The organism is Tropicimonas marinistellae (assembly GCF_001509585.1).
In the GTDB taxonomy this organism is placed as follows: Bacteria; Pseudomonadota; Alphaproteobacteria; order Rhodobacterales; family Rhodobacteraceae; genus Tropicimonas; species Tropicimonas marinistellae.
Map to the genome: position 1 here is coordinate 270,319 of NZ_LNCI01000007.1, position 11,676 is coordinate 281,994.

Below are 11,676 nucleotides of genomic sequence, written 5' to 3' on the forward strand. Positions count from 1 at the left end.
CCCCGTGCGCTCTTGCATACGCTTTCAACAAGGGTAGACGCGCTTGCGACAATCTGGCAAGAATTTTTGCATACCTATGCAAATATTCCTCGAGGAGATCCGTCAGATGGCTGATTTTAAGAAGGAAAAAGGTGTAGTTCGTGCGTTCCACGCTGCGCTGGATACGGCCGAGAGCGCCGCAGTCACCGGAATCATCGCGAGTTTCACAGGCCCGCGAATCCTTTGGCGCGGGTACCATCCATTCGGCGAATTGCATGGGGCGGAGGCGATATCAGAGCGATTCTGGAAGCCACTAAAGAGCAGCCTGACCCGCCTGCAGCGGCGCGACGACATCTTCTTTGCCGGCCGCAACGAAATCGATGGTTTCCAAAGCGTCTGGGTCGTCTCCATGGGGCATCTCATGGGGCTGTTTGATGCTCCGTGGCTGGGCATCCCATCGACCGGCAAGATGGCATTCCTGCGCTATTGCAGCTTCCACCGGATCGAGGACGGCAAGATCGCTGAAACGGCAATGTACTTCGACATCCCGCACCTGATGATGCAGGCCGGGCTCCAGCCCTTTCCGCCGCAAACCGCTGCACATCTGGTCCAGCCCGGACCGATGACTCATGACGGGCTGCTCTTTGACTCGCAGCCGGTGTCGGAGGGCAAGGCCACGCTTGCGGCGATAAATGCAATGATCTCGGATCTGGGGCAGTGGGACTTGGACCTTCCACTTGAGGAGGAACTGGCGCGAACTTGGCACGACGACATGATCTGGTGGGGTCCGGCCGGGATCGGGTCCACTTACACGATCGAGCGATACGCCAGGCAGCATTCTGAACCGTTTCGGGCCGGGTTCACCGAGCGTTCGAAAACCCGCCACGTCGCGCGACTGGCCGAGGGCCACTATGGCGGGTTCTTTGGATGGCCCAACTTCACCGCCCGTCCTACGGGTGGTTTCATGGGGATGCCGGCCACCGCAAAGCCCGGGGAGTTCCGCGTGATCGACATCTATCGTCGCGCCGGGGACAAGCTTGCCGAGAACTGGATTTTCATCGACCTTCTGCACTTCTGGAAGCAGCAAGGTCTTGATGTACTCGCTCGAATGGGCACTCAGAACGGCCGAGTCGATCATTCGTAAGACGCGTTGTTCAGCCCCATTTCAATGGGCGGATCGATCTACGACTTATCCCGCACGGAAAATCCGGCGCCAGACGCTGGCGACGAGATGAAGAAGAACACCACTACAAAGATCAACACGGTGTAGAAACCGGCAGCATCTGCTCGCGCGAAAGCCGCCTGAGCGCCGCCAGTTGGTAGCCGAAACAACACGGGCGTGATCACGGGCGGGTGGCGACGTCCGCCTCTTTTCTGTCGGGCCGAGTTGGTGGCCCGCTCTGTGGGCGGTTTGTCCAACGATCACCCGGCACTGAGAAACGTAAACCGTGCCATAACCTTTTCCGTCGGAGGAATGCGTGAGGTCACATCCGGTCATCGCAGAAATGACTCTGCAAGACCTGATCAAGCCTTTCCACTGGCATCAGCCGCACGTTGCGCGACGTGGAGTGGATCATCGGGCCGATCGGCGCGCGGTCGCGTTCACCCAGGAATCGCGGCCCGGCAAAAAAGCGTCGACCTGAAAATTCAAACTGAAACACCACCCAACGACCGCGGTGCAGGTGATTTTGACCGCTGTTCGCGGCGGACTCTCGCTCCAGACGTAGGGTTGGAAACGTGTCTTGATGTTCGGTTCACCGACCCTTCGGCTCGCGGTCTGAAGCAACCCCGGCGCATGTTCGGCGAAGGTCTTGGCGAACGATCCAAGCGATTCGGGAAATCGTGGCACATGTTCTCCCCTCTCAGACAGCGAGTGACGTTCTACCGGCTCTGCTGAAATCTGCGAGATAACGATGCATTGAGGGATATTTTCGACCATCCCTCCCGCCGCACGCGAATGAAACTGTCGCGATCGTTCGGGTGTATCCGGACCAGCCGTCCTGTTTCCGCAGACCAGCCTCGCCATCGGACTGCGCCGCGACCGGATTCCGGTTGGCCGTGACGGGCATGTTGCGCGCGCGGCGTCGTCATGCGGACGAGTGGATTTCGGGTTTGAACCACGGTGCCGATGGCCCGGGCCTAGTGCGCAGCGTTCCGGGTCTCGATGAGGGCGAAAACCGGCGCGCTTTCAGCAACGACCTTTGCGCGGACAGCTGAGGCGTCAAGCTCCGGACTCCGCATGAATTCGAGGAAATTCAGGTTCACATTGTTGAACAGCAAACGACCGAAGGGTTCGGTTTCGACACCTGCACGCAGCAGGTCACGTTTCTGCATCTGTGCAAGGAACATGCAGAACTGATCACTAAGCTGTTGATCTATATCGATATAGCGGCGGCTGAACTCTGCCTCTGGGTCGAGCATCGTCCGGGCCACTGCCATCCTCCACATCTCGCGTGACGTGTACTGGAACGATAGGGTGAAATAGACCTTTGCAATTGCCGCGAAGGCCGTTTGCAGGCACCTGTGCTCGGCCCCAATCACATCGTCCACCGCTGCAATCACCGTTTCCGTTTCTGCCACCACGGTTGCCAGCAGCATATCCGCCTTGGAACCGAAGTAATTGTAGAAGGTCGTCACCGACAGTTCCGCCGCCTCGGCGATGTCCTCGATCCGAGTCGCCTCGTAGCCTTGCTCTCGAAACATCAGCGCCGCACAATCAATGATCCTTTTTTGTGCAGCTGCCTTTTTTCTTTGCCGAAGTCCCGCCATCCCGCCTCAAAAAAACTTTAGTGACTACAAAATAGTATTGATTTCATATTTTGCCGCGTCAAGCTGATTGGCATCTGAACAATGACAAACTGAAGACAGGGAACACCATGCCGACACAACTCTTCGCTCCTCTCGGTGCCGCCGCGGCGCTGCTGCTTTCGACGACCAGCCTGCAGGCCGCTGGCGAGCTCAATGCCTTGATCTGGTGCGACCACGCGGATCCGGCACTTTTGGCCCCGTTCGAGGAGGCCCATGATGTGCGCGTAAACGTCAAGGAATATGAAGGCACCGCCGCCGGCGTCACCATTCTGGAGCAATCGCGCCCCGGGGATTGGGATGTGCTCGTGGTCGATGCGGTTGACGTCGGGCGCGTTGCCGCGGCGGGTTTCCTGGCGCCGCTGCCCGAAGGCACGGTCGACACCTCTTCCTACTTCCCCGACCTCGTGATGGAAGATCACAACAGCGTCGATGGCGTGACATACGCCGTGACCGAGAAGTTCGGCTACAACACGCTCGCCTACAATAAGGCCGCCGTCGATCCGGCCGACATGGAGAGCCTTGGCGCGCTGTGGTCCGGCAAGTATGACGGCAAAATCGCCATCTACGACTACTACCTGCCGGTACTCGGCCTCGTGGGGCTGCAAGCGGGCATCGACACCGCCGGTCTTGATACCGCGGCGCTGGAAACCATCAAGGAACCGCTGATGGCTCTGAAAGCGGCCTCCCGACAGGTCTCTGACGTTGTCGCCAGCCAGACCGCGCTGGCCACCGGCGAGGTGGACATTCTGATCGGCGGAGGTGAGTGGCTGACCGCGGTGCTGAATGCCGAAAACGCCGATCTCGACTGGACGATCCCGGCCGAGGGCGGGCTCCTTTGGGCGCAATCGATCGGCGTCGTCGCCGGCACCGAGCGAGAGGAACTGGCGCAGGAATTTATCCGCTACATCACCTCGCCCGACGGACAGGCGCGGCTCGCCACCTCCTCGTGCTACTGGGGCATGCCCGCCAATGCCGCCGCGGCCGATGTGCTGAGCGACGACGAGAAGGCCATTCTTCGCTGGGACGATCAGGCAGATTACCTCGCTCGCGCGCAACTCTACCCGGTACCAGACGCCGAGACCGACGCGGCGATGCAGGATCTCTGGACCGAGATGCTTCAGAACTGAACCGGAAATGAGCCTCGAACGACAGGAAAAGCGGCATGGGGCGGCACTCGTCGCCCCGGCCCTTCTTTGGGCAGTCGCCTTCTTCGTGCTGCCGTTTGCCGCCATGGTGGCGATGAGCACGGCGAAGATGGTCGGGCGGGAGATCGTGCCCGGCCCGGACTTCGGCAATTACATCCGCATCTTCACTGAGCCGCCGCTTACGCGCGCGATCTTCGTCTCGCTGGAGATTACCGCCATCGTCACGATCCTGTCGGTCCTGCTCGCCTGGCCGCTGGCCTGGATCATCGCGACCCGCGTGCCGGCGAAATGGCAGCGGCTGGCGCTTCTGCTGGCCGTCCTGCCGTTCTGGACCTCCTATGTCGTGCGCTCCTATTCCTGGGCGCTGGTGCTGGGGGAAAAGGGCATCGTAATGAACACACTGGTCGGCCTGCATATCCTGTCCGAACCGGTCCAGATCATGGCCACCCGTACAGCGACCGTGATCGGCTTCACCCATTTCTTTGTCATGCTGCTGACGCTGACGATCTATTCCAACCTCGTGCAACTCTCGCCCAATTACGCCCGCGCTGCAGAGGATCTCGGCGCATCGCGCTGGCAGGTGATCCGCCTCGTCATCCTGCCGTTGACCCTGCCGGGCGTGGTGACCGGGGCCTTTCTCACCTTCGTGCTCTGCATCGGCGATTACATCACGCCACAGATCCTCGGTGGAAATAACGAACTCACCCTGCCCCAGCTCATCATGCTCCAGCTCGGCCGGCGCGGCGATTACCCGATGGCCTCGGCGCTGTCGGTGGTGCTGATGGCAATGGTCACGCTGGCCTATGCCGGCTGCGCCCGCTGGCTGAAGATGGACCGCGTCTGATGCGCCCGCGTCTCGGCTCCCCCCTCGCCTGGATCTATCTGGCAGCGATGTTCACCTTCATCCTGCTGCCGGTGATCACGCTCGTCGTCTTTTCCTTCCAGGACGGCCGTCTGCCGGTGCCGCCCTTCAAGGGCGCGACGCTCGACTGGTACGCCAAGGTGCTCTCGGACCGCGCGATGATGGAAGCGCTCGGCAATTCGCTGCTGGTCGCCGCGCTCTCCGCCTTCGTCTCGCTGCTGCTGGGCTTTCTCGCCGCCTCCGGCCTTGCCCGCGTGCTGCTTCCGGGCTCAGTGCTGATGCGCGGGCTGCTCATCGCGCCGATGACGGTGAGCTACCTGATCATCGCGCTTGGCCTTCTGCAGATGTTCAACCAGATTGGCCTGCGGCCCTCGCTACTGGCCACCGGCATCGGCCATGTGGTGATCAACCTGCCGCTCTGCTTCGCGATCATCTATGCCGCCATCGGCGCCCATCAGCGCAACGCCCTGCGCGCCGCGCGCGATCTCGGCGCCGCCGAATGGCAGGTCCTGCTCTATGTCGCAGCCCCGATGCTCGCGCCCTCGCTGGCCGCCGCCTACTTCCTCGCCTTCACCTTCAGCTGGGACGAATTCATCATCGCCTTCCTGCTGACCCGCTTCGACGTGACGCTCCCGGTGGAGATCTGGTCCATGCTGCGCTCCGGCCTCTCGCCCGAGACCAATGCCGTGGGCTCGCTGGTCTTCCTGGTCTCCGTCCTGATCGTCGTCACGCTCGAACTATCTATCTTCCGAAAGGCCCGCAAATGACTGCCGATGTCCGAATCTGGTCCGTCGAGCACCGCTTCGGCGATTTCACCGCGCTGCACACGGTCGACCTCCAAATCGCCGCCGGGGAGTTCATCGTCCTGCTCGGCCCCTCGGGCTGTGGCAAGACCACGCTTCTCTCAATTGTCGGCGGTTTCCTCTCGCCAAGCGAAGGCCGGGTGCTGATCGGCGGCGAGGACATGACGTTGGTGGCGCCCAAGGACCGCCCGACAACGACAATGTTCCAGGATTACGCGCTCTTCCCGCATATGTCGCTGGAGGCCAATGTCGGCTTCGGCCTACGCATGCGCGGCGTGGGGCGCCGGGAGCGGCGGGAGAAGGCGCTGGAAATGCTCGACATGGTCGGGTTGGCCGACAAGGCGGCCCGCCGCCCGCATGAGCTTTCCGGCGGCCAGCGGCAGCGCGTGGCGCTCGCCCGCGCGCTCGCCGTCTCGCCCGATGTGCTGCTGCTCGACGAACCCCTCGGTGCGCTCGATCTCAAGCTCCGCCGGCAGATGCAGCTTGAGCTCAAGGAAATCCAGCGCCGTGTCGGCACCACCTTCATCCATGTCACCCATGACCAGGAGGAGGCGATGGCCGTGGCCGACCGCATCGTGGTGATGAATCACGGCCGGATCGAGCAATGCGGCACGCCGGAGGAGGTCTATCTCAGCCCGCGCACGCTCTTTGCCGCGGGTTTCATGGGCGAGATGAACCGCCTGCCCGTCACGCCCGAGGGCTCTGGCCTCGCTTCCCCCCTCGGCCCGCTGGCGCTCGCGCCGCAGACCGGCGCGCTCTGCCTGCGCCCGGAGGATATCGGCCTTGAGGGAGATTTCTCCCTCGGCCGCGCACGGCTCTCCGAGGCCGCCTTTTTCGGCTCCCATCACCGCTGCCACTTCACCCCGCTCGCCGCGCCGGAGCTGCGCCTCATCGCCCATCTGCCGCAGGGCGCGCATCCCGAAATCGGCGCCGAGGTCGAGCTTTTCGCCCGCAACCCCATCATCCTCCCCGAGGCCGCCGCATGAGCCGCATCCCGCCCAAGGACTGGTACCGCCTGCGCCATGTCGGCGACGGGCTCACCTGGATCGACGAGCCGCATATCCAGGAATTCTACCGCTGCAATATCTGGCATGTGCGCGGTCGCGACCGGGATATGATGGTCGATAGCGGCATGGGCGTGGTCTCGCTGCGCGAATGGGTGCCGCTGGTCTCCGAACGCCCGCTCGACGCGGTGGCCAGCCACACCCATTTCGACCATATCGGCTGCCACCACGAATTCCCCGACCGGCTCTGCCACCGATGCGAGGCCGAGATCCTGGCCCGGCCCACCCGCGCCAACACGCTGGCCGACCCTTACGTGACCGACGAGATCTTCGACGCGCTGCCGGATGTGCCCTATTCCTCCACCCGCTATGCGGTGAAGGGCGCGCCGGCCACCCGCATCCTCGAAGACGGCGATGCGATCGACCTTGGCGACCGCCGTTTCGAGGTGATCCACACGCCCGGCCATTCCCCGGGCGGCATCGCGCTCTGGGAGGCCGCGACCGGCATCCTGATCGCGGGCGATATCGTCTATGACGGGCCGCTGATCGAAGACACCTACCATGCGGATGCCGCCGACTATATCCGCTCCATGCAGCGACTGGCTCGCCTGCCGGTCCGCATCGTGCATGGCGGCCATTTCCCCTCCTTCTCCGGCCAAAGACTGACCGAGATCATTACCGGCTGGCTCCGGGAAAAGGGCCTCTGAGCCCGACCGACACGAAAGGATCGCCTCATGAGCGACAGCAAATTCAACCAGCCGCTCAGCGGCAATGCCATGCCCCGCACCGGCGGGCCGGCCACCATGATGCGCCTGCCGAGCCAGGAGACGGCAGAGGGGCTCGATGTCTGCTTCCTTGGCATCCCGATGGATATCGGCACCTCGAACCGCCCCGGCACCCGGCTCGGCCCGCGCCAGATCCGCGACGAGAGCCGCATGATCCGCCCCTATAACATGGCCACCGGCGCCGCCCCGTTCGAACATCTACAAGTGGCCGATATCGGCGACGTGCCGATCAATCTCTTCGACCTGAAGAAATCGGTCGAGATCATCGCCGGCCACTACCGCGAGGTCCTCTCCCACGGCGCGCTGCCGCTCACGCTGGGCGGCGATCACACGCTCACCTGGCCGATCCTGCGCGCGATGGCGGAAAAACACGGGCCCGTGGCGCTGATCCATGTCGATGCCCATTCCGACACCAATGAGGAAATGTTCGGCGAAACCGCCGCCCATGGCTGCCCCTTCCGACGCGCCTGGGAGGAGGGGTGCCTGCTGAACGACAAGGTCTTCCAGATCGGCCTGCGCGGCACGGGCTACGCCGCCTATGATTTCGACTGGGGCCGCTCCCAGGGCTGGACCGTGATCCAGGCCGAGGAGTGCTGGCACAAATCGCTCGCCCCGCTCATGGCCGAGATCCACAAGAAGATCGGCGATGCCCCGGTCTATCTCTCCTACGATATCGACAGCCTCGACCCGGCCTTCGCGCCGGGCACCGGCACCGTCGAGGTGGGCGGGCTGACGACGATGCAGGGGCTTGAGATCATCCGCGGCTGCGCCGGGCTCAACCTGGTCGGCGGCGACCTCGTCGAGGTCTCCCCGCCCTATGATCCCACCGGAAATACTGCCGTTATCGCGGCGAATTTCCTTTACGAGATGCTTTGTGCATGTATTTCCGCGCGCACACGCGCGGCAGCGGTGGCGACAGGAGTTGCGCCTTCCGAGTGACCGGTTGTCGGTGAGCATTGTCAGAAATGGCGGCCGTGCTTGATGGTCGATCGAGCGCTCGGCACCGTGCGGTGTATCCCAATCATGTCTGGTCCCGCGACAACGTTCATGTCCCGACCTTGGAAAAAGGGGGCTCTGGCCGATGCTGACCCGAGACGAGCACAGCCGGGACGGATTGGCGATCAAGTCTAATCGCAAACTGAATGCGAATCTCGTGTTGGATCTACCGCAGGGTCGCCAACGTGGAGACGGCCATTGCGCCATACTTTTTCATGGGCTCTTGACGATTCGCTTTCGCCAAATTGATCTATGTCAGTTCGACGGCCATTCAACAGACTGTTTCGGAGACTGCGCTAGACCACACCCATAAGGGATGCTAATGTTCTATTAGTTGATGTGATTTAATGAGTTCGCTGAGTTGTAAGGCGTCCAATTTTTGAAGCGCAAGTCGGTGTGGGGCGTTTGACAGGGTTTTGGGTTGAACGCGGCGGGTGTGCACGAAAAACTAGGGGGTCGCAAAATGCGACCCCCGATTTGGACTTTGATGCGTGTGTCCGCTGGAACTAGGACGTATTGGTGTTCAGGTTCCCTTTTGGAGTGAGTGTGTGTAGTCGTGTGTGTGTGTGTAACGAGTAATGCCAGTCAATTAAGGCATTGAAGTGGAAGAATCGGAGCCGGATTGTGGCAGTCCGGTTTGCAGAATTGCCTCGAGCCCGCACTTCGTAAGAACTAAATGCACTCACAGATTTCTTGCCAGCAACAAAGCTGTTCGATTGTTCGGCGCGTTCTATTGGTGATCAATTGACGGCGACGTCGCGCGACTTCTACGTGGCCGTTGGGTTCCGGTGAAGAACACCACCTCCACCGGTACAACGGAAAGACCGAAAAAGGCGGTTCAATCGGCAACCTGCCCTCGCAAACGATGCTGGCGGGGCGCACGGGCTTTTCTTCCTGCACCTCTTCAACCAGCGCGGGCGACGAGATGCTCCGTGTCTCGGCTCTAGATGCTCGCAAGCACGACATTCGCACAGCGTCTTTCCACCGGCGCACAGTTGGAAGCATCACGTCACCCTCTGCTCCCCAAAGGTTCGAACGATGCCGTTTAGGTCGTCGTCCCAGGGCGTTTCCGTGGCGGATGCTGATGGTTGCCGCTTCCCTGCGACGGTCAGGATGAGTACTGGCATCATGCAGACAGTTCCGGAGCCGCGCGGAACTCATCGACCCCCACATGCCTCCCGAAGAAAAAATATTCAATGATATTAATGATCTACTCGGGAACTGGCCCCGCAGATTAATCAACGCGCAGTCTTGGAACGCCGTGGCGCTACGATTAAACTGTATCCGGAATGGAAACGGGTTTGGTTGATGGCGTCTTGATCACGGATATGGAATGCCGGTTCTCGTGGCCACACCACCCCAACTGATGCGATCCGGTCGCTCGCTGATCGAGGAACTCAAACAGGTCAGGACGAAATGCGCAACGGCGTTGATCATGAGTTAGTGAACGGCTTCGTACGGGAGAATTTCGGCGTTCAAGGGACGCTCCGGCTGCATCGGGCCGCCCTCGGAGGGGACCTGCTTGCCGCGCCCCTCAACGTGATGCTCGCACCGATCTTCCTTTGTTCCCGACTGACCGCCCTGTTGCTGGCTGCCGTCGGGCTTCGCCGTTCCAGTCGTTGGCTCCTGAGCCAGCCGATCTTTCTCCACTCGGCGGTCGCGCGCGCTGTGGAGAAGAGGATCGAGACCGATTTGCTAGCACCGAGTTCCCCGCATTGCGCAGCGTTGAGCGACCGCCAGAGGCGGCTGTTGCGCGACTATACCAGTGTCCGGACGTCCGTGGCGGAGATCTTCACGACAGTGGTTGTCCTCACACTCGGGTACTTCCTGTTCCGGAATCCGACGCCTGGAATCCTCTCGCTGACACCGTTCGTCTCCGACTACATGACGCAGTCTTCGGCCGTAGCGGGTTTTCCGCTCGGCCAGAGCCTTGGGCATCTGTGGTACGCGGTCTTCCCGCCGGAACGTTCCGCGAGCTATGTACTCATGGTTGGCGTGGGGCTTGCGTTGGTTGCCTCGTTTGTCACGACCTTCGCCGGAATCATCGCCGACCCCGTTCAGGCGAGCCTTGGCATCCATCGAAAGCGCCTGGCGCGCTTGTTGGAAGATCTCGCCGCCAACGATGCGGCAGGGCCGGTGCTGGCACGCGAACACGCCATTGCGCGGGTCGCAGACGTCACCGACGCGGTGGTGAGCCTTTTCCGGATGATACGCCCATGAGGTTGCGAGACATCGGAAAAGAGGCGCAGGGGGGCGCATCGGATTCGACATGATTGGCGGCGTCTTGCTCGACATTTCCGGGGTTCTCTACCAGGGTGAGAGGCCCATAGCCGGTGCCGTCGACGCCGTGGAGCGACTTCGGGAATCGGGAATCCCAATCCGGTTTCTGACCAACTCGACCCGACGACCAAAGCGTACCATCGTGAGAAAACTGAATGTGCTCGGTTTTGACGCCGGCGACGACGAGGTGCTGACGCCTGCGGCGGCGGCCTGCACCTGGCTGAATGCGCACGGCTTCAGCCCGCACCTTTTGGTTCACCCCGACCTTGAGGAGGATTTCTCAGATTGCGTCGGCGCGGCGTCCAAGGCCATCGTTATCGGAGATGCTGCCGAGTACTTCAGCTACGAACGGCTGAACGCTGCCTTCCGGGAATTGGTGGCCGGCGCGCCCCTGCTCGCATTGGCAGCAAACAGGGTCTTCCGTGACACGGATGGTGAGCTGAGCCTTGATGCCGGCGCCTTCGTGCGTGCGCTGGAATATTCCAGCGGGACAGAAGCCCTCATTCTCGGAAAGCCCGAACGGTCGTTTTTCCGGGCAGGAACCGACAGCCTCGGTTGCGCGCCGTCTGACGTGGCAATGGTGGGAGACGACGCGGAAAGCGACGTGGCAGGCGCCCTGTCAGCCGGCATTGGCATGGGTATCCTCGTGCAAACCGGGAAATACCGAGAGGGAGACGAGAACCGGTTTGGTCCGGCACCGACCTCCGTCGCAACGGACATCGCCGAAGCCGTGGATACTATTATTGCAGCCAGCCGCTAGTCGCCGACCGTCGCGATGCGATCGACGATCGTTCCCATGCTTGAGGTTTCTCTCAATGCAAGCATGGCTCGACACCGGGATTGTGGGCCGCGACGCGATCCGGGAGAGCGCGGTTTGGCGGGGACTCGCTGTGGACTCGGAGTAGGCCTAGCCCCCCCGCAAGCCACCGCCAGGCCCTGCACCCGTCGGGATGAGCGGCGCGGCAGTCGTCCCAACCGTCGTCAGCCGCACACTGCTCAACAGGAACGTGCTTC

Annotated in this window: 11 protein-coding genes; 9 read left to right on the plus strand and 2 right to left on the minus strand. The window is 61.9% G+C overall.

Annotation, left to right across the window (positions count from 1 at the left end; all coding sequences use genetic code 11):
- Nucleotides 1-106: 106 nt before the first annotated feature.
- Complete coding sequence (locus tag ARC39_RS16495) at nucleotides 107-1,123, plus strand: ester cyclase (RefSeq protein ID WP_068115932.1); 1,017 nt, start codon at nucleotides 107-109, stop codon at nucleotides 1,121-1,123.
- Nucleotides 1,124-1,552: 429 nt separating this feature from the next.
- Here the strand turns inward: ARC39_RS16495 and ARC39_RS16500 are convergent, their stop codons facing one another.
- Together ARC39_RS16500 and ARC39_RS16505 are read right to left on the minus strand one after the other, a co-directional pair.
- Nucleotides 1,553-1,918, minus strand: a complete 366-nt coding sequence (locus ARC39_RS16500) for a hypothetical protein (protein WP_149866455.1) — start codon at nucleotides 1,916-1,918, stop codon at nucleotides 1,553-1,555.
- 200 nt (nucleotides 1,919-2,118) lie between these two features.
- The gene (locus ARC39_RS16505) at nucleotides 2,119-2,748 is read right to left on the minus strand and encodes a TetR/AcrR family transcriptional regulator (protein WP_068115934.1); all 630 of its coding nucleotides are present in this window, start codon (nucleotides 2,746-2,748) and stop codon (nucleotides 2,119-2,121) included.
- 107 nt (nucleotides 2,749-2,855) lie between these two features.
- Here ARC39_RS16505 and ARC39_RS16510 point away from each other — a divergent pair, with 107 nt between their 5' ends.
- The 8 genes from ARC39_RS16510 (at nucleotide 2,856) to ARC39_RS16545 (ending at nucleotide 11,422) form a co-directional block, all read left to right on the plus strand.
- Nucleotides 2,856-3,914: an extracellular solute-binding protein gene (locus ARC39_RS16510; protein WP_068115935.1), complete on the plus strand. Its 1,059-nt coding sequence runs from the start codon at nucleotides 2,856-2,858 to the stop codon at nucleotides 3,912-3,914.
- A 7-nt stretch (nucleotides 3,915-3,921) separates the two neighbouring features.
- Entirely contained in the window at nucleotides 3,922-4,776 is an 855-nt protein-coding gene (locus ARC39_RS16515; RefSeq protein ID WP_068115936.1) for an ABC transporter permease, read from the plus strand.
- Nucleotides 4,776-5,561 (plus strand): ABC transporter permease, encoded by a 786-nt coding sequence (locus ARC39_RS16520; protein ID WP_201455764.1) that lies wholly within the window; start codon nucleotides 4,776-4,778, stop codon nucleotides 5,559-5,561. Before ARC39_RS16515 ends, ARC39_RS16520 begins: the two co-directional genes overlap by 1 nt.
- On the plus strand, nucleotides 5,558-6,583 hold the full coding sequence (locus ARC39_RS26510; RefSeq protein WP_068115938.1) for an ABC transporter ATP-binding protein: 1,026 nt from the start codon (nucleotides 5,558-5,560) through the stop codon (nucleotides 6,581-6,583). Before ARC39_RS16520 ends, ARC39_RS26510 begins: the two co-directional genes overlap by 4 nt.
- Nucleotides 6,580-7,308 carry an MBL fold metallo-hydrolase gene (locus ARC39_RS16530; RefSeq protein WP_068115939.1) on the plus strand — a complete coding sequence of 243 codons (729 nt, stop codon included), beginning with the start codon at nucleotides 6,580-6,582 and terminating at the stop codon, nucleotides 7,306-7,308. Before ARC39_RS26510 ends, ARC39_RS16530 begins: the two co-directional genes overlap by 4 nt.
- Nucleotides 7,309-7,335: 27 nt before the next feature.
- Nucleotides 7,336-8,325 carry an agmatinase gene (gene speB, locus ARC39_RS16535; protein WP_078059323.1) on the plus strand — a complete coding sequence of 330 codons (990 nt, stop codon included), beginning with the start codon at nucleotides 7,336-7,338 and terminating at the stop codon, nucleotides 8,323-8,325.
- Nucleotides 8,326-9,798: 1,473 nt separating this feature from the next.
- Nucleotides 9,799-10,602, plus strand: a complete 804-nt coding sequence (locus tag ARC39_RS16540) for a DUF6635 family protein (protein WP_149866456.1) — start codon at nucleotides 9,799-9,801, stop codon at nucleotides 10,600-10,602.
- A gap of 49 nt (nucleotides 10,603-10,651) precedes the next feature.
- Nucleotides 10,652-11,422 carry a TIGR01458 family HAD-type hydrolase gene (locus ARC39_RS16545; RefSeq protein WP_068115941.1) on the plus strand — a complete coding sequence of 257 codons (771 nt, stop codon included), beginning with the start codon at nucleotides 10,652-10,654 and terminating at the stop codon, nucleotides 11,420-11,422.
- The last annotated feature ends 254 nt before the right edge of the window (nucleotides 11,423-11,676 follow it).